The organism is Rhodococcus sp. NPDC057297, assembly GCF_042667435.1.
Taxonomy (GTDB): domain Bacteria; phylum Actinomycetota; class Actinomycetes; order Mycobacteriales; family Mycobacteriaceae; genus Rhodococcoides.
In genome coordinates this window covers 16,391-34,258 of sequence record NZ_JBHUZE010000009.1, presented here as the reverse complement: position 1 = coordinate 34,258, position 17,868 = coordinate 16,391, and the positions used below count along the sequence as shown (strand labels likewise).

18 protein-coding genes are annotated in these 17,868 nt (G+C 64.1%); 2 read left to right on the top strand and 16 right to left on the bottom strand.

What is annotated here, in order from left to right; translation table 11 throughout:
- Positions 1-82: 82 nt before the first annotated feature.
- The 3 genes from ACFULT_RS22070 to ACFULT_RS22060 all read right to left on the bottom strand — a co-directional run bounded on the left by ACFULT_RS22070 (position 83) and on the right by ACFULT_RS22060 (position 3,951).
- On the bottom strand, positions 83-1,828 hold the full coding sequence (locus ACFULT_RS22070) for an N-6 DNA methylase (RefSeq protein WP_378482494.1): 1,746 nt from the start codon (positions 1,826-1,828) through the stop codon (positions 83-85).
- A gap of 1,190 nt (positions 1,829-3,018) precedes the next feature.
- The gene (locus ACFULT_RS22065; RefSeq protein WP_378482493.1) at positions 3,019-3,594 is read right to left on the bottom strand and encodes a hypothetical protein; all 576 of its coding nucleotides are present in this window, start codon (positions 3,592-3,594) and stop codon (positions 3,019-3,021) included.
- 117 nt (positions 3,595-3,711) lie between these two features.
- Positions 3,712-3,951 carry a hypothetical protein gene (locus ACFULT_RS22060; RefSeq protein ID WP_378482492.1) on the bottom strand — a complete coding sequence of 80 codons (240 nt, stop codon included), beginning with the start codon at positions 3,949-3,951 and terminating at the stop codon, positions 3,712-3,714.
- 525 nt (positions 3,952-4,476) lie between these two features.
- On the opposite strand from ACFULT_RS22060, the gene istA reads away from it, so the two are divergent.
- Together istA and istB are read left to right on the top strand one after the other, a co-directional pair.
- Positions 4,477-6,021 (top strand): IS21 family transposase, encoded by a 1,545-nt coding sequence (gene istA, locus ACFULT_RS22055; RefSeq protein WP_378482491.1) that lies wholly within the window; start codon positions 4,477-4,479, stop codon positions 6,019-6,021.
- Positions 6,022-6,079: 58 nt separating this feature from the next.
- Positions 6,080-6,835, top strand: coding sequence for an IS21-like element helper ATPase IstB (gene istB / locus ACFULT_RS22050; protein WP_378482490.1), 756 nt, complete (start codon positions 6,080-6,082; stop codon positions 6,833-6,835).
- Between the two features lie 245 nt (positions 6,836-7,080).
- On the opposite strand, the gene ACFULT_RS22045 is transcribed toward istB, so the two are convergent.
- The 13 genes from ACFULT_RS22045 to ACFULT_RS21985 form a co-directional block, all read right to left on the bottom strand.
- Positions 7,081-7,416, bottom strand: a complete 336-nt coding sequence (locus ACFULT_RS22045; RefSeq protein WP_378482489.1) for a hypothetical protein — start codon at positions 7,414-7,416, stop codon at positions 7,081-7,083.
- The gene (locus tag ACFULT_RS22040; RefSeq protein ID WP_378482488.1) at positions 7,367-7,648 is read right to left on the bottom strand and encodes a hypothetical protein; all 282 of its coding nucleotides are present in this window, start codon (positions 7,646-7,648) and stop codon (positions 7,367-7,369) included. The genes ACFULT_RS22045 and ACFULT_RS22040 overlap by 50 nt, the downstream gene beginning before the upstream one ends.
- Before the next feature lie 130 nt (positions 7,649-7,778).
- Entirely contained in the window at positions 7,779-8,018 is a 240-nt protein-coding gene (locus ACFULT_RS22035; protein ID WP_378482487.1) for a hypothetical protein, read from the bottom strand.
- Positions 8,019-8,273: 255 nt separating this feature from the next.
- Positions 8,274-8,822 (bottom strand): hypothetical protein, encoded by a 549-nt coding sequence (locus tag ACFULT_RS22030; protein ID WP_378482486.1) that lies wholly within the window; start codon positions 8,820-8,822, stop codon positions 8,274-8,276.
- Complete coding sequence (locus tag ACFULT_RS22025) at positions 8,819-9,172, bottom strand: hypothetical protein (protein ID WP_378482485.1); 354 nt, start codon at positions 9,170-9,172, stop codon at positions 8,819-8,821. Before ACFULT_RS22025 ends, ACFULT_RS22030 begins: the two co-directional genes overlap by 4 nt.
- A 24-nt stretch (positions 9,173-9,196) precedes the next feature.
- The gene (locus tag ACFULT_RS22020; protein ID WP_378482484.1) at positions 9,197-10,816 is read right to left on the bottom strand and encodes a peptidoglycan DD-metalloendopeptidase family protein; all 1,620 of its coding nucleotides are present in this window, start codon (positions 10,814-10,816) and stop codon (positions 9,197-9,199) included.
- Positions 10,813-11,181, bottom strand: a complete 369-nt coding sequence (locus tag ACFULT_RS22015) for a transposase (protein ID WP_378482483.1) — start codon at positions 11,179-11,181, stop codon at positions 10,813-10,815. The genes ACFULT_RS22020 and ACFULT_RS22015 overlap by 4 nt, the downstream gene beginning before the upstream one ends.
- Positions 11,178-12,992 carry an ATP/GTP-binding protein gene (locus ACFULT_RS22010; protein ID WP_378482482.1) on the bottom strand — a complete coding sequence of 605 codons (1,815 nt, stop codon included), beginning with the start codon at positions 12,990-12,992 and terminating at the stop codon, positions 11,178-11,180. Before ACFULT_RS22010 ends, ACFULT_RS22015 begins: the two co-directional genes overlap by 4 nt.
- A 74-nt stretch (positions 12,993-13,066) precedes the next feature.
- Positions 13,067-14,572 carry an SCO6880 family protein gene (locus ACFULT_RS22005; RefSeq protein ID WP_378482481.1) on the bottom strand — a complete coding sequence of 502 codons (1,506 nt, stop codon included), beginning with the start codon at positions 14,570-14,572 and terminating at the stop codon, positions 13,067-13,069.
- Complete coding sequence (locus ACFULT_RS22000) at positions 14,569-14,811, bottom strand: hypothetical protein (protein ID WP_378482480.1); 243 nt, start codon at positions 14,809-14,811, stop codon at positions 14,569-14,571. The genes ACFULT_RS22005 and ACFULT_RS22000 overlap by 4 nt, the downstream gene beginning before the upstream one ends.
- Positions 14,808-16,373 (bottom strand): hypothetical protein, encoded by a 1,566-nt coding sequence (locus ACFULT_RS21995; RefSeq protein WP_378482479.1) that lies wholly within the window; start codon positions 16,371-16,373, stop codon positions 14,808-14,810. Before ACFULT_RS21995 ends, ACFULT_RS22000 begins: the two co-directional genes overlap by 4 nt.
- On the bottom strand, positions 16,370-17,203 hold the full coding sequence (locus tag ACFULT_RS21990) for a hypothetical protein (protein ID WP_378482478.1): 834 nt from the start codon (positions 17,201-17,203) through the stop codon (positions 16,370-16,372). The genes ACFULT_RS21995 and ACFULT_RS21990 overlap by 4 nt, the downstream gene beginning before the upstream one ends.
- Complete coding sequence (locus ACFULT_RS21985; protein WP_378482477.1) at positions 17,200-17,838, bottom strand: hypothetical protein; 639 nt, start codon at positions 17,836-17,838, stop codon at positions 17,200-17,202. The genes ACFULT_RS21990 and ACFULT_RS21985 overlap by 4 nt, the downstream gene beginning before the upstream one ends.
- Positions 17,839-17,868 lie beyond the last annotated feature (30 nt).

Sequence of the window (17,868 nt, the reverse complement as noted above, 5' to 3'; positions counted from 1 at the left end):
ACGTCTCGCCCGAGCTCACGTTCGTCCCACTCGGAGGGGATGCACGCTAGCCACTCAAGCCTGGAAGGCCTTGAAGCGTGAGTCATCCCTCCACCCCGCGCAGGAGGCCCAGGATCTTGGCGACCTGTTTCTCTAGGTCGGCGTCGATCTCAGCGAGCGGCCGGGGTGGGACGTACTTGTAAAAGTGGCGCGTGAAGGGGATCTCGTAGCCTGTCTTGGTCTTGGCCCAGTCGATCCAGGCGTCGGGGATGTAGGGCTGTACTTCAACGTCGAAGTAGCTCTGGATTACTTCGGTGCTGGCAGATGCCCCCGCAGTTGAGGCGCCGTAGGTAAAGGGAACATTCTCGGTATCACGCTTTTTGCTGTCCGGTTTGGGATTGCCCTTGCGGTCGGTCACTACATTACCAGCGGCATCCAGCAGCGGACGCTCGATAGTCACTGTCCAGTAGCCGAACTCGTCGTTTCGCAGCACCCTGGAGTAGTCGTCATCGGCGTCGGTGAAGTCGTTATACAGTTTCACGACCTCGGCGCAATCTTTGTCGCTGATCTCGCGATTCTTCGAGCCGAGGTTCTTACGCATTTTTGTCCAGAATGTGGTGCCGTCGATGAGCTGTACCAGGCCCCTGCGGTCGGGGTGCTTGGCGTTGTCGAGGATCCAGATGTAGGTGGAAATTCCGGTGTTAAAGAACATGCTGGTGGGCAATGCCACGATGGCCTCGACCAGGTCGTTCTCTAGTAGCCACCTGCGGATGTTGGAGGGGCCGGATTCGGCACCACCGTTGAAGAGCGGTGAGCCGTTCATGACGATGCCGACTCGGCCGCCGCCGTCCTCAGGCGCGCGCATCTTGTGGGCCAGGTGGAGCAGAAAAAGCATCTGGCCGTCCGACGTCGACGGGAGGCCGGGAGCGAACCGTCCGTAGGGGCCAGCTTCGTCGTACTCCTTCTTGACTGCCTTGGCGTACTGCTTCCAGTCGACGCCGTACGGCGGGTTGGACATGCAGAAGTCGAACTTTCGAGACTTGAATGAGTCGTCGGTCAGGGTGTTTCCGAATGCGATATTGGTCGCATCGTGCCCCTTGGCGAGCAAATCGGATTTGCAGATCGCATACGACTGGGGGTTGTACTCCTGGCCGTACAGGCTCAGCTTCGCATCGGGATTCTGAGCGAGCAGATGCTCTTCGGCCAGGGTGAGCATGCCGCCGGTACCCGCAGTGGGGTCATACAAGGTGCGGACGATGCCGGCCTCGGTCAGGTCGACGTCCTTCTCGGCGAAGAGCAGATCGACGAGCAGCCGGATCGCGTCTCGCGGGGTGTAGTGATCACCTGAGGTTTCGTTCGCGGCTTCGTTGAACTTGCGAATGATGTATTCGAACGCATCGCCCATGTCGGCATTGGATACGACCGCCGGGTGTAGGTCGATGGCCTTGAAGGACCCGATGACTTCACCCAACAACTCGGCTTTGTCGAGCGCGAGGATCTCCTTTTTGAAATCGAAGTATTCGAACACGTCGACATCGGGTGAGAACCGGTCGATGTAGTCGGCCAGGTTGTCTGCCAGCTCATCGGGCTCTTGGAGGAGGTTGGCGAATGAGTAGTTCGACGTGTTGTAGAACGGCCGGCCGGTGGCTTTCTTGACCTCGACCTTGAGCCGGTTGGGGTTATCAAATTTCGTCGCGAGCTGGCGCACCGTCTCCCGGTCGGGCTCGATGATGCAGTCGAGTCGGCGCAGGATCGTGAGCGGGAGGATGACGTTTCCGTATTGGTTGGGCCGGTAAGGCCCTCGAAGGTGGTCGGCAATCGACCAGATGAAACTACCGAGGGTGCTCACAGCGCTCCTTACAAAGCTCGCTCATCTAAGACCGCTGAAGGTACGCGCGGCGCGCTTCAGCGGTTGAAACATCACAGGGCATCATCGCAGCTTCATCAGGCCCAGCCGTCACACCCCGCCGAAGGAAGGAGTGGCTGCCAGTTCCGAGGAGCAGGCATAGTAAGCCGTTGTTCTACGCGTTCGCTTGCGCAGCAGGGATGTCGCGACTTTGGTGAGACGCTGGCCTCGGCTGCCGGATCGCCGGTGAAGGTGACCGAGGTGCCGGCGAGCTGCGGGCCTGCCCAGGCTCCGCCCACGCTTCCGGTCCCCGCACCGCACAGGCGCGTCGGGGTCGACCGAACTATGGTGTCGATACCGAAGATGTGAATCTGTACCGGTGCGCTGCCGATCGACAGGCGCATATCGACGGCGTCGTCATCGGTGGCGCGGTCCACCGCGCCACTGGATGCCGGGGACAGCCTCAGGAACGCTTTGTGGGTTCGGGGAAGCGATCAAACTACGAATGTGTCAGTGATCGCCATTAAAATCCGGCTATGACACGGGTGACAGTGACCAGCGGTGGCGGGTCAGCACGCTACAGATCCAAGTGCCAGACCTGCGACGGATACGGCGATATCCAAAAGCTGCGGTCACGGTGGATGTGTCTGCCGTGTCGAGTCAACGACACCGCGATCTACGCGGCCGAACAAACGCTGGCGAACTGCGTGGGAACAGACAGCGGAAAAGCCCGTCGCGCAATAGAACGTAAGAAGGCCGCTGAACAAGAGATCAGAGATCGACGTGCGGGGATCACGCCACCCGTCGCGAAAACTCGCTCAGTCAAGCGCGTCGAACGACCGTTCCGGCGAAATGCAGATTTCGCCGTTCCGCTATCACGGAAAGCGCGAGCTGCAAGACGGTCAACAGGCCAGAAAGCCGCTAAGCATCGGGATCGGACCGTGCTTCCTGATCCTGCGGTGGCGACAGCGCCGGTGCCTGAACAGCCCGATATTCGTACAGAAGACGCGCGACCTGCACCCGAGGCCTTCGAGACGGTACGTATGCGACTGCAACAGAAGTGGAACTCACGACTGAGCTGAACAGGCGACCCGGCGGGTTCAGCAATTCGTGTCGGCGCCGATCCGGCATCCAGAAGAGCTGGGCCGTAGCGGATCGCTCTGTGTCAAGCTATCTTCACGCGGGCGTAGAGGTTACAGAAACCAGGATGGCGATTCGGGTCTCGGTGGTCCGATCTTGCCTTCGTAAATCTCGTACTCGCCTGGATAGAGACGGTTCGAAGCCGGGCGCTCACGTGGCGGGATCTGGATCGAGTAATCGCTGGAACGCAGGCCCGCTGGTCGATATGTGCCCACAAAGGTGACCATGACCGCGCCACCACGGCCGGATGCGCCGCCGTCGAGCGATTCCCGCCCCGTATTGAACGTTTCCGCGACGTCGCGGCCATCATTTCCCACCCTGATGCCGCCGTCGTGGACGAACTCGACGAAGGTGCCGTTGTCAGCCACGACTGTCGCGGCGATCGTACGATCCAACCGCGGGTCAAGGCTCGTTGCGAAGTCGGGCACCTTCGCCGCGCCGCGCCGCGGTTCGACGTCGAGTTCTCGACCAGCTCCGAGAGTGATGTACTCGCCCAGCGCCGTATGCCTGCCAGAGTCGACGATGTCCCAGAGATGGAAGCGGGATGCGACCTTGACACGCCCATCCAGAAAGACGGAGACCCAGTCGATGCCGTTGCTGAGTACAACACGATCATTGTTCGGTGCCACCCGCACAGACTAGTGGTGACCTGCTGTCGGAGAGCGATCCCAGCAACAGGTCTGTCGCATCGAATGCGGGCCCGCACGTCTCCGGTCCGTGGTCTGTCAAGTGTCTAACGGTTTCAGCTAGAGAGAGTCGACGATCTCCTCGACCTTCTGCCCGTCGCTCGATGAGAGACCCTCGTTGATCTGAACGAAGATCAAAGCGGACTCTGATCCATAACGGTGGGGTCCAGCGAGGAATGCTGCATCTTCGTAGCTCTGCACTGTCTTCTTGTACAGCTCGCCATCGGCGAAAGCCATGACAGCACCGCCTTCTCCGGGAACGGACGGGAGATCGAAGTCGTAGACCTCGGTCGCAGCCACCGCGAGCCCACCGCCATCACCGCGAACGCAGTTCTCGCCGATCCCGGCCTGCTCGATCTGGGCACATACACTTTCAGCTGTGTTGTCCGCTTCAGATGAGTCGGACGAGCAACCGGCCCCGACAAGGAGGAGTCCGACTGCGGAGGTTGTAGCAGCGACCTTCACGAGGTTCATATCTGTCCATTCTGTTCGTCTCAAAGGGCTTTTCGAGGTGTTACGGATCGCGAACCTCGAAGGCGTCGACGTCCGCAGAGCTGTTCTGATACCGCGGACAACCCGCTGTGCATCGGTCGCGTAGCCCTGAGCATTACTGGGTGGCGTGGTGATTGGCTGATCTGTCAGCGGTCACGTAATTCCCCAGGTTTGAGGGGTTGTCCGTCACGTAATTCCTCACCCGCTGTCACGTAATTCCCCACCCTGGGGCGTGTCGGTGCGGGGTTCGGGTGCTGCTCAGGTTCGCTCCTGGCACGGGGTCCTACCAAGGGCTCGTGGAAGGGGCCTGAGGTGGCAAGGAAGTCATTCACCGTGAACGATCTCATCGAGATGTTCCGACACTGGAACGCCGGCCGATCCCAAGTCGAGATCCACCAGGCGCTGGGCATCGACCGAAAAACCATCCGCAAGTACCTCCAACCAGCAGTCCGCGACGGTATCGAACCGACACCGGAGGAAGTGTTCGACGAATCTCTCTGGCGTGACCGCATCAGCCAGTGGTTTCCCGCATTGACTGATCCCGCAGCCCGCGCACTGACGTGGGAACACATCGCACCGCACCGGAAGTGGATCACCGAACAACTCGATGTGCCGGTCACGGTCGCCACCATCGCCCAACGCCTACGCGACGATCACCACGTCGACGTCTCCGAATCGACCGTCCGTCGTTACATCGCAACAACATTCGCGCAGCAGAGGCTCGAAGAGAAAGTCACCGTCCCACGCGGGGCCGTCGAACCGGGCAGCGAAGCACAGATCGACTACGGCAAACTCGGTATGTGGTTCGACCCGGCCCTGGGCCGCCGCATCTCGGTGTGGGCGTTCGTGATGATCCTCGCGTGCTCACGCAAGATGTTCGTTCAACCCGTCTTCCGGATGGACCAGACATCGTGGAACGCCTCTCACGTCGCTGCGTTCGAGTACTTCGGCGGCGTCCCCGCCCGACTGGTCTGCGACAACCTCAAAACCGGTGTCGAACGACCCGATCTCTACGACCCGATGATCAACCCCGCCTACCAGGAGCTGGCTAGCTTCTACGGCACCCTGATCGATCCCGCCCGTGCCCGCAAACCCAAAGACAAACCACGGGTCGAACGGCCCATGCCCTACATTCGTGACTCGTTCTGGGCGGGCCGCGAGTTCACCTCACTCGCACAGATGCAGACCGCGGCATTGCATTGGACCACAGAGGTATACGGGAAACACCGGCACCGCGGACTCGACGGCGTATCGCCCTCGGCGATGTTCGAGGCAGTCGAACAGTCCGCTCTCGCCCCGCTACCAGCGCGTCCGTTCGAGACCGTCCGGTATTCGGTGGGCACCGTCGCACCGGACTGCCACGTCAAAGCAGGCACAGCGTTCTACTCGGTGCCGTGGCGCTTGCTCGGGCACAAGGTCACCGTCCGCACCGCCGGAGACATGGTCCAGATCTTTCACGATGACACAGTCGCCGCCACCCACGTTCTGCATCTGAGCGGGCGGTCGACGAACTTCGAGCATTACCCACCGCACAAGGTGGCACACACTTTGCGCAGTGTCACCTGGTGCCGCAGTCAAGCCGAACAGATAGGCCCCGGCGCGGTCGCTGTCGTCGACGACTTGTCTTCGGTCGACGCCATTCACCGGCTCCGCGCCATCCAGGCGATCATCCGGCTCCGCGACAAGTATCCCGACGACCGTCTCGATGCCGCCTGCCGACGAGCTCTCGAACTCGACGATGTGCACTACCGCACCATCAAAGGGCTCCTCGTAGCCGGAACCGAACACGGAGACCGACCCGCCGATCAACCCTCGGCACCACCACCGCCGGCACTGCTCCGCGGCCCCGACGCGTTCGACACCGCGCAGAGCGCATGACCACGCCTCCATCTATATATGCTGCACTGCAACCACATTCGACCCGAAGGATGATGCTATGACTATTCATGACCCTTCCCTGCGGACCGCATTGAAGACGTTAAAACTGACCGGAATGCTCGACACCCTGGACGCTCGGCTCGCGCAAACCCGCGATGGGCAACTCGGGCACCTCGAATTTCTGCAAGTGCTCTGCGAAGACGAAATCTCCCGGCGCGAATCGGCCGCCCTCACCCGCCGACTGCGCCGAGCGAAGTTCGAGCAGGCCAACACCTTCGAGGACTTCGACTTCACCGTCAGCCCGAAACTCCCCGCTGCGATGCTCCGCGACCTCGCCGCCCTGCGGTGGCTCGACGCCGGTGAGTCGGTCATCCTCTACGGGCCCGTCGGTGTTGGGAAAACCCATGTGGCACAGGCGCTCGGCCATCAAGTCGCCCGCCGCGGAGGCGACATCCGCTTCGTCAAATGCTCCCGCATGCTCGCCGACCTCGCCGGCGGTCACGCAGACCGCACCATCGGCCAACGCATGCGCGAATACACCCGGCCGAATGTGCTGATCATCGACGACTTCGCGATGCGCGAGCACACCACCACCCAATCCGACGATCTCTACGACCTGGTCTCCGACCGCGCGATCGCCGGCAAACCCCTGATTCTGACCAGCAACCGAGCCCCGAAAGACTGGTACCCACTCTTCCCGAACCCCGTCGTCGCCGAATCACTCCTCGACAGGCTCATCAACACCAGCCACCAAGTCCTCATGGACGGACCGTCCTACCGGCCCCGCAAACGACCCGGGACCAAGGCCACCTGACAACCGAGCCCGTCACCGATATCCTCACCACAGCAGCACCGGACATGGGGAATTACGTGACAGCTACCCCTGAGGAATTACGAGACCGTGGACAGCTGATCACCCTTGCTTTCACGCGGAAATCATTCGGTCGAATGAACAACAGTCACCGAGGACGACGGTTCGAGATCGGATTGTGGATACGTGCTCCGCAGAGTCGGTACCCATCGCAGAAGTGGTGGGTGATCCAGCCGGGAGCCCCGGTACTAGCGTTCGGGGGCTGCGTCGTTGCGAATAATCCGAAAGATGCGCTCTTCGACCTCCACTGGCGTATGCCCGGTCGGCGACCCCCAATGCTCCAAGAGCTTTATGTAGCGCGTGAAGTCGTCTGTGCGTCCAGCACGAATACGGATGTCGGCTGCTGATTGCAGCCATGCGACGACCAGTGCATCGAGAATCGGAGCTGCGGCCGGCGAGTGCGGCTCACCGCGAGTGGTGATGAAGTACAGCCTCTTGGTGAAGAAGGCAGGTCCAAGACCATGTATCGCGCCGTCATTGTTGAGGTAGCGGTACCCCCTCGACCGCGCCGTCGTGCCGCGCAACGTCCACCGCTTTCGTCAAGCGGGCGACGACCTCTGCCGAAATCGGCGCGTCCGGCGCGGAGTTACCTCCGGTGAGCACGCGCGTTGTGCGGTACGGGCCGACGTTCGAGGTTCCGTATCCCCACATCATCGCGATCACGAAAGCGGCTGTCACGTTGCTCTGGCTTAGCAGAACTTCGACGAGCCGAGATACAGCGGCCCGATCTAGCCTTGCCGGTACCTGGTCGAGCACTCGACCAAGCGCTCACCGGGTAGCCGAAGGCCTTCTGTGGCGGGAATGTTCCGGTGAGCAAGTCCATCAGTCCGGGAGGCGGCGGAACCATCACATCATCGATGCTTGAACTGAGTTTGACCATGTTGGTTCAGACGCCGTCGGAAATGGTCGGGAAGACGTCGAACTCATCGCGATCGTCGAGTTGCAGCTCGACTGCCGCTGCGCCGCTGATTGGCGCGAGCATTGCGGTGCGCCCACCGTCGATGACTGCGACCAACCGCGCAATCTCGCCATTCTCGAGTCGCAGCAAACTCATTCGATACGCGGCCAGGTCACGTGCCTGGACCGTCAACCATTCGGAGGAATTGCTGAGCTGGCGTGTAGACATTGTTCGACGGTACTGCAGCGAAACCGCCTGCGGCGTACACCGGACAGCCGTGCTTTAGGCATGGCGTCGAATGCGTCAGTCGCTGTGCACAGGAACGCCCAGGAGGCTGTGCACGCACAGCGACTGAGACTGGCGCCCAGTTGTCCGCAGGCTCGAAAGCAACGCAGCCGGGTGACGGATCTCCCATCTTCGTGGGGAACTCAAATCTGATCTCTGAAAAATCACTTCGGCTCAATTGTGCTTCTAGCTCATCGACTATCGAGGTGCCCTCGTCAACCGATAGTTGGCAACGTGCCAGGTGTCCAAGTCGCTGTGCAGCTCGATTGTTGCGGCGTAGGTGGTGTACGGCGTTGCGTAGCCGTCGGTGTGCTGCACAGTTTGGCTGATGGTGACGGGAACGGTTGCGGTGTCGGCGTTGGTGACCGGTTCGCCGTCGAGTTGGACGACGGCGGTGATGGTGTCGTTGCTGCGGGTCCAGGCTGCCCAGTCCGGCAGCGGTGCTGGGGCTTGTTCGGGCGGTTGTGCGGCGGCGGTGGCCATCGGCCCGGTGAGGTACTGCCGTTGACTGTGTAGGGCGTCCCAGGGGGAGCCTTGTACAGCGGGTTGCCAGGTGAAGATGCCGGACATGACGGCGACGGCGATGTCGGCGGGTTCGGTGCCGATGGGGTCGATGGCGTGGCCGGCGTCGGTACCGGGTTGCTCGGGTGCGTCGGTGCCACCGAACGCGAGCACGATCAGGGTGACGATCGCGGCAGCGGACAGTGCGCCGACGGCGGCGAGGGCGAGCAGGGTTCGACGGGTCATGACTGTGCCTGATCGCAGGGTGCGGCGGTGCGCTGGTCTCGGTGAGGCGCAGCGAGTGCGGCTGCTTTGGCGATCACGACGCTCCACTGTGCCAGGGTGTCGTTGGAGGTGCGGGTGGCGGTGGAGGGGAGCTGTCGGTCGATGAGATGACCGATGCTGTCGACGAGGAATGCAGCCCATCCGCCCTCGTACTCGCGGTCGACGAACCGCACGATTTGGCTGTCGGCGAGGTCGAAGATCAGTTCGTCGCTGAATCCGCAGTCGAGGAGCCATCCACGGGCTTCGTAGAGGTTCTCCGGTGTCCTCTCGGCGTACTGGCTGTTTTCGGTGTAGGGGGCAGTGTCGGTCATGGTGTCCTCCTGAGGGGGTGGGGGTCAGCGGGCGAGGTCGTAATCGGCTGCGGTGCCGGTGATGGTGGTGACGTAGTTCTGGGTTTCGGCGTATGGCGGGATGCCGCCGAACTGTTGGACGGCACCGGGGCCTGCGTTGTATCCGGCGAGCATCAGTTCGATGGGGTCTCCGCTGATGGCTCCGGATTCGATTCCGGGACGGAGGGTGTCGGCGACCGAGCAGTTGTAGCGGCCTTGGGCCATGACGGCGTCACCGATGTCGTTGGGATCGCCTGCTCCAGCGGGACCGGTGATCTCACCGTTGTCGTCGACGGGGAATCCGTAGGACGCCCAGGTTCCGGGGAGGAACTGGCCGTATCCTTCGGCTCCTGCGGGGCTGATCAGGCCGGGTGTGAAGCCGGATTCTTGTTTGAGCTGGGCGGCGAGGATGGCGGGGGATACTTCGCGGCATTGTGCGGCCGAGCGGGTGAGCCACGGCTCGAACTCCGGCGGTACTTGTCCTGCGGCGAGGTCGGCGTGATCACCGAGACCAGCACCGGGTGCGGTGGTGCAGGTTCCGGTGGCCGTGGGGGCAGCACTTCCGGTGCCGCCGGGGACAGGGCCGTAGGTCTGTCCGGGTGCGGGGTATCCGTGTCCGAGGGTGGTGACGTGGACGTGGTCGTAGTGGTTCTGGGTTGGGGATCCCCGGTCTTCCATCGTGTTCGACTCGCCCTGGGAGGGGATGTACTGCTGTCGCCAGATCATGTAGTCGATCTGGAGGTAATCGCGGTTGGCCCAGAGGTAGTCCTTGACCTGGTCGCCGAGGGTTTTTCCTTCCTCGGAGGACCAGTTGTCGATCATGATGTCGGCGGCGCGGCCGGAGGGGTGATCGTCGTAGGCGTCGTTGGGTCGCCAGCCACCGATGGTGGTGATCTGCGGGAATTTTGCGTGGACGGCGCGGGCGACGCGGACGGTGTCGATTTGGAAGTGTTCTTCGGACCCGACGTTGGCGGGGAGGGAGGCCATCTCGGCGGTGTTGCTCGGCGACGGTGGCGTCGGTGTGGTCGGCGTCGGCGCGGATGATCCTGGTTCTCCGGTTCCTGGGTCTGCGGCGGCGTCGTAGAACGGTTTCGGGTCTATGGCGTTGGTGGATGACCATGCGCCGGTGTGGTATTCGAAGTGCAGGTGTGCGCCGGTGGATTGGCCGTTGTTGCCGACGTTGGCGATGTGCTCACCGGCGGTGACGTGTTGGCCGGGTTCGACGAGGACACCGTCTGGGTACATGTGGCCGTAGACGGTGGAGACGGTCTGCCCGCCGATGTTGTGCTCGAGAACGATCCACATCCCGAATCCGTCTGCCGGTCCGGCCTGGACGACGATGCCGTCGGCGTAGGCGTAGATAGGGGTGCCGACGGGTGCGGCGAGGTCCATGCCGTTGTGCATGGTGCCCCACCGTTGCCCGAACGGGCTCGACAGTGTCGATTCGCTGGTTTTGACGGGCTTGGCGAACGATCCTGCGGGGACACCTCCGGCGGTCGAGGCTGCGGCGCCGGAGGGCAGGCATCCGGGGGCGACTTCTTCGCGGACCCCGGTGGTGACGAACAGGACCACGAACAGCGACAGTGCGATCACTGCCGCGAGGGCCAGTGCGCCACCCTTTTTCACAGCGCGACCGTCCCGAACGAGCTCGTCGCGGCGAAGGAGTCGGCGGTGATCGAGCGGGGAGTCAGCGCTGCGAGTCGTTCTGCGAGGGTGCGGTTCTCGCGGCGCAGACGTTCGTTCTCGGCCTCGGATTTCTTGAGACGTGCGGTGATCTCGTCGGCAGCGGGGGAGCTGGGGGATCCGAAATGTTGCTTGATCCACCGGGCCACGGTGTTCTCGTGCGCCCCGATCGCCGCCGCGAGGTCGGCAACGCACTCCGAGCGTGAGGTGTAGTTGTGGCGCGACTTCTCGTACTGGTCGATCGCCCAGGTCCGGGTCGCGGCCGGATATTCGGCGCGGCGGTGCTCGCGCTCGCTCTGGCCGGTCATCGGGCACCGACCAGCTCGGAGGCATCGATGGTCTCATTGGTCGTGGTGTCGTGGTTGCCGGCGAAGTATTCGGCGAAGCGGGCGTTGGTGTCGTGGACACCGGTGTCGTACTCGATGTCGGTGAGCACGGTCTGAATCGGAATACCGGGGGTGTTGTCCTTGGCGACCTTGATCAAAAACTTCCCGCGTCCGACCGGGGCGCGGACGGTGCGCCGTTCGGATCCGCGCAGCGCGGCACCGCGCGACCAGGAGGTCACCAACCCTGCTTCGGCTTCGGTGAATTTCAGCTCCCCGGATAGGCGCTCGACCTCGCCGATCGGCAGGCCGCCGCAGACGACCATCCCGGCGCGGTCGATGAACCCTTTCGCAGTCTTGATATCGGCTTCGGTGGGCAAGGTCTCGAGGTCACGGCCGGTGTGGGTGATCATCAGCAGTCCGGCACCGTCGCTGCGGTTGAGGCGAGTGATCTCGTTGATCCGGGCGACCATGCCCGGCCCCGCGCCGAGGACTTGCCACAGCTCGTCGAGAGCGAGCAAGAACAACCGTTGCCGGTCCAGCCCGGCGTCGGCGAGCAGGTGCGCAGCTTCGACGGTGCCGTAGGCATCGGCCCAGCAGGAGAGCATGACGGCGGCTTTGAGGGTGGTATCTCCCCGGTCGAGGGACGAGACGTCGATGCAGATCATAGGGGCGTCGAGGTCGATCGGCTCGGTGGTGTGATCGGCGAAAATGTCTCCCAGTGGCCCGGAGGTCAACGCGCCGAGGGTCTGCATCAACTCGGTGACCTCGGCACGGTAGGAGTCTTTGTCGAGCTTGTAGGCGGCCTTGTACATCGCCGGAGATCCGGCGTCGATGACGGCGTAGAGGTCTTTGAGCAGCGGCGGATTCTCGTAGGAGAATTCGCTGGTGTCGGAGTAGAGCTCGTCGAGGGCGATCCCGATCAGGGAGTTCTCGAAGGCCTTCACCGAATGGGTGTCGTAGCGGATCAGTTCGATCAGGGCGCAGATGGCGTTGATCTGGCGGGCGCGGATGGTCATCTTCGCGTTGTCGATCAAACGGTCCAGCTCGGCGACACGGACGGGGTCGGTCTCGGCGTCGCGGGCGGCGATCGCCCGGACGACGGCCTGGCCGAGGGTTCCCGCGGCGAGGACGTTCATATGTCCGCCGCCGTGGCCGAGGGTGACGACCTGCCCGCCCATGAGCTTGGTGGCCTTGACGTATTCGCCTTTGATGTCGCCGGCGATGATCGGTGCCTGCCCCCAGCCGCAGGCACCGATGAGGATCTTGCGGATCAGGGTCGATTTACCCAGGCCCGGTAGGGACAGCACGAACATCGACGGGTTGGCGATGTGGTTGTCGCGGAAGTAGGCGAACGGATCGCAGGAGACTGCTTCACCGGTGATGGCGTGCTGGCCGACGATGGTGCCCGAGGCCGGTGCGGCTGCGCCGATCGCCCACGGGTTGAGCCCGCACATCTGGACCGAGGTGGCTTCGTATTCGATCGGGGCCGGGACGGTGGCCATGCGGCCACCACCTGCGCCTTTGAAGCCGCGTTCACTGGTTCCCAGGACGGCGCGCCACCAGGGGTCTTCGGCGATCTCGAGTGCGAGCTGCGCAGAGTCGGGATTGTCGTTTCGCCAGCGAGCCAGCCCCATGCCGGTGCGGGTGAACTTGCCGGGTTCTTTCTCTTCCCCGGTGGCGATCTTGGCGGCGAGTGCGGCGTAGTCGGTGTCACCGAGCATCCACCGCACCAGCGCGGACTTCTCGGGGGCGGGTGCGTCGTCGGTGAGGTGGCGGTCCTCGGTGAGGGTCATCAGCGGGTCTCTCGCTTCCAGACAGGGGGCGGGGTCGTATGACGGGACGGGGGGTGTGGCGGGCGGGAAGCGTGTCAGCTGCGGCGCAGGAGCACCGAGGTGGTGATCTGGTCGGGCAGGAGCACTCCGAGACCGAGACCGGCGGCGAAGGCGGCGTCCTGGAAGCCGTAGGCGCGGCGCAGCCGCAACCGGGCGCGGGCGGCGAGGGATTCGGTGACCGCGGCGGCGTTGCCGATTTCGTTCTTGTGCCCGACGGTGATCGTCAGCAGTGCCGAGTAGCGTTCGAAACCAGCTCCGGCGGTCATCTCCCGGCGTGCCTGATCGGCGATGTCGTGGCGTTTCTGCGACCCGGCGGAGATGATCTTGTCGCCGCGAGAGTTGATCGCGTGCAACGCGTCTCGGTGCTGCTTGTCGACCTTCTTCGCGGCATCCCCGGCGCTGTAGGGGCGGTAGATCAAAGTCAGGCGCTTGCGGAACAGGTCATCATGCGGCTGCAACAAGGGTTTGAGGACGGTGTCGGTGAACACAGACTCCGGTGGTGCGGCCATTTCCCACACCACCGACACGCCGCCGTCGTGGGTGTAGTGATCCCACTCGTCTTTCGCACGTCCCGGTCCGGCGTCCTCCCAGTCGATACCGTGATCGAGTCCGGCGATGTCGAGTTCTTCGAAGTCGTTCTCGGTGGAGGGGTTGTAGGAGCGGCACGCGGTGGCGGTGATCTCGGCGGCCGTCATCGGCTGGGAGTCGATCCCGGCGCTGGCTAGCGATTCGTAGAGGTCGGGCAGGCGGCGGCCGAGTTCGGTGGCCATCTCGTCGGGGTCTTTCGCCCGCTCACGGGTGGTGGCTTTGAACGTGATCGCAAGGCGGGCCATGATGCGGTGCTTACCCGATGGCATCCGGACCGAGGATTGGCGGATGAACTCTGCGGCCAGCGGCGGGGCTGAGGGTACGAGTTCGTGTTCGGCGCGGCGGGCCAGTCGAAGGCCGGTGGCGGGAATGTTTTCCACCACGACCACCGCGCCGACGATGTCGCCCGGTAGACCGAGGTCGGAGAGGTAGACACCCCAGTCGGCGGTGTAGAGGTCTTTCTCGTTCTGCGGGATCGCCTCGTCGCCGCCGGGCAGGGCGTCGAAGACGACGGTGTACTGCGACTTGTCGGGGTTGTGGATCATCCCGAATTCGTTGCCGTGCCGGTCTATTCCTACATAGGCGGCGGTGCGGGAGAGCAAGCCGGGCAGTTGGTAGCGGCCACCGGGGATCCGCGAGTGCGGGCCTGCGTGGTATTCGGTGGAGCGTTCGACGTGCTTGCGCCAGAAGAATTGCATTCTCAGTTGTCCTGTCTCGTAGAGGGTTCGACCGTTCGGGGCGAACACCAGGGGAGTGAGCACGAGCGCTCCCAGGCCCATCAACGCGAAACCGGCGACGACGTCGAGGAACATCAGCACCGCGAACGCGAGCGCGAAGAACCCGCCGGCGTAGGCGATGACCTTCGTGGACAGTCCGAACGCCAACGTCGTCTTGGGCCGGTTACCGGCGGAATAGACCGGCGGCTCGTAGGGGGCCTCGATCGAGCGGGTCATCGCCGTTCTCCGAGGGCAGGGGCACGGTGGGTACCGCCACCGAAGACGAACACCGTCCGCCCGAGCTGCTGTGGAGTGAAGGCGAACCGGGACGGCGGTGCGGTGTGCTCACGCCACAGAGCTACTGATGTTTTCAGGCACCACCATTTCGCTGCGGTCAGCGCCTCGATTCGTAGTCGTGGAGCTGTGGGGGCGGGAACATCGGGAGTATCAGTGGTGGGGGTGCCGGTGTTGTTCATCGTTGAATCCGTCCGTGGTAGTTGCCGATTGCGCCGTCGGCGGCTGCGCCGAGGGTGGTGGCCATCGATCCAGCGGCGCGTGCTCCGGACCCTGCGGCGCGTAGTGCTCCTGCTGCGCCGCGTAGTCCGGCGGAGCTCGCTCGCGCTCCGACCGACGCGACGGCTTTGCCGACTGTGCGGCCAGCACCTTGCGGTCCCGACGACGATCCGGCGTTGCTGTTGTTGTTCGACGAGCCGCTGTAGCGGCCCTGAAAGCCGCTGGAGGGCCGGGCACCGGTCCCGGCTGCACCCGAGCTGCCGGGCGTTCCTGCTGCGCCGCCCATCACCCGTGCTGCTCCGCCGAGGGCGCGCGAGCCCATACCTGCTGCGCCGGTCGCTGCTGTTGCACCTGCGGCGCCGAGCATCCCGGCCTCGCGGCCACCTGCGGCGATCGTTTCGGCGGCCGGGGCGACGATCCGCACCAGCGACGGCAGGGAGAAGCCGACTACGGCGAGCAGGACCGATCCGATGATGACGGTTGCGACCTGGTCGGTCGCCGAGGCCGACGCTGCCCAGAACGCGAACAGATACAGCAGGGTCGCAACGGGTTTGAACAGCAGCGCGCCGAGGGTGAAGGCGATCATCGACTTGTAGGAGCTGCGGCCGGTTCCGGTGGCCGAGGATGCTGCGGCGAGCGGGATGATGGCCACGACGACGCACAGCACCGCTTCGCGGATGAGCAGGGCGATCAACTGTGCGACCGAGCCGAGGAACGCGAATCCGGCGCAGGCGAGCGCGAGGACGGGGCCCAGGCCGGTCTTGTCGTCGAAAGCGGTGATGGCGGTGATCTGTTCGTTGAGATCGCCGCCGACGAATTTGTCGAGCGCGTACGCCGACATCACGTCGCCGAGTTGGTGGAACATCAGCACCAGTACCGGGAGGAGGGTCACGGCTCCGACGGTGCGTACCAGCATGTTCGCGGTCTCGGTGGCTCCTTCCATCACTGCTTGTTTGCGGGCGAGGGCGAGTTTGGTCATGGCGATGACGATGGAGGCGAACAAGGCTGCGACGGTGAGGCCGGTGACGATGTTGCGTAGCCCCGACATGGCGGTATCGGCGGCGAGACCGGGGATTCCGGCGGTCATCCAGAACGTCATCACCGTCCGGAAGGCTTGGGCGTTGCCTTCCATCACGGACTTGGTGAAGTCGCCGATCGGGTCGCCCCAGAACGACGAGGCAGCCGAGGAGACAGCGGTGGAGACCGCGTCGCCAGGGTGGTCCTCGAACGATTGGACCAGGCACGCGGCTTCGGGGACGGCGTTGCCGGTGATGTCGTTCATGAAGTCCTGGAACCCATTGCTGCCATCAGCTACCTCGGTGAGGCAGTCGCGTCGGTCCTTCTGGAAGTCGTTGCCGTCCTGCGCGATATCGGCGATGCCGGGGATTGCTGGCGGCGGCGGCGGCGGGTCTTGGGCGTAGGCGACGGCGTTGCTCCCGGCGACGATGCCGAGGGTGATGACGGTCAGCATCAGCAGTCGCTGTGCTGTGCGGCGGAGGCGGGCGATCGTCCGTGGCGCGTTCATGCCAGAGCCCAGCGGGTGAAGGCGCTGATGTCGGTGACGTCTTCCTGGACCGAGACCGAGCGGGAATCGAGGCGGGCTTTCCAGCCGCTGCCGTCGTGGAAAATCGACGTTCGGAGCACCGTGTAGACCGGGGTGGTGCGTCGTTGCCCGTTGTTGTCGACGGGGATCTCGATCGCATACTCGACGGAGGCGAAGTCGTCGGTGCAGGAAGAGACCCGGAACGCGACGGGGGCCGGGTACGTGGTGGTCGAGGGCTGCGCCGGGGTGTTCCACTGGCCGTCGGCAACTTTTCGGTCGAGCTCGTCGGTGTGGACGGTGAGCTGGGTGTAGGCGTCCTTCGATACCGGACCGGGCCCGTAGATGGAGGCGAACCAGTTCCATCCCGCGAGCGCCGCTCCTTGCGGGCTGCGGGCGTAACCGGTGACGACGTTGCCGTTGACCTTGGTGGGGCCATCAGTGGTCGAGACCAGCAGCGGCAGCGCCGACGTTTGCTGGATCTGCACCCCGGCCGGTGAGGTGATCGGAACCCCTGCGGTGGTGCAGCCGGTGCGCTCACCCGGTTCGGTTTGCGCGAGCGGTTGACCGATCGGGTTGTTCGGGACGGTGACCTTGCGGCCGAGGATGTCCACGACCGGAGTGTCGAAACCGTCGCGGCCGTTGCTGCCGCTACCGCCCGGTGTTGGGGTGCTCGGCTGTGTCGGCGAGGGGGACGCGTCGGTCGGAGTGTCGCTATCGCGCAGGTTCGGGATGACGAAGAACACGGCACCGACGGCCGCGACGACGACGAAGACAGCGAGGCCGATCAGGATCTTACGGAGGCGGGGGCTCATGACGTCTTCTCCAATGCGGTGTAGCCGTCGAGGGTGTTCAGTTCGGCTGCGTCGACGTTTTCTTCGGCGGTAGGGAGGACGATGCGCCAGTCATCGGCGATCCACTGCAGCGCAACGGGATACGAATACAAGCCGCCGTCGCCGCCGAGGCGTTGGGCGATCGTCACGGCCGCCGAGAGGGGGTCGCTCTGGTAGTCGGTGACCTCGAATCCGACGAACGTGGGTGCGGTGTCGGCCGGGACGGTGCCCGAGACGGTGACCCCGGCGCGGGCGGCGGCGAATTCGTCGCGGCCGGGACCGGGTGCGGTGACGGTGTTGACCACTTCCGGCCATGCCCGGTCTCCTGCGACCGCGAGGGCGGTCTGGCCGTTGATCGCTGCCAGGACCGCGCCTTGGGGGGTCTTCGAGTAGCCGCTGCGGACGATGCCGTTGGTGGTGGTGGGACCATCGACCGCCGACACCGGAATCGACACTCCGCCGACGGTGCGCCACTGCACGTCGGCGGGTGCGGCCGCGAGGTCCGGTGCAGCGGCGGTGTCGTGGGGTGTGTCGGTGTCGTCGGCGGATCCGCAGGCAGCGGTGAGCACGATGGCGGCGGTCGCTACGGCGGCGGTGAAGACTCGCAGGGTGGTCATGGCGTCGGTGGTGCCTTTCGAAGATTGTGG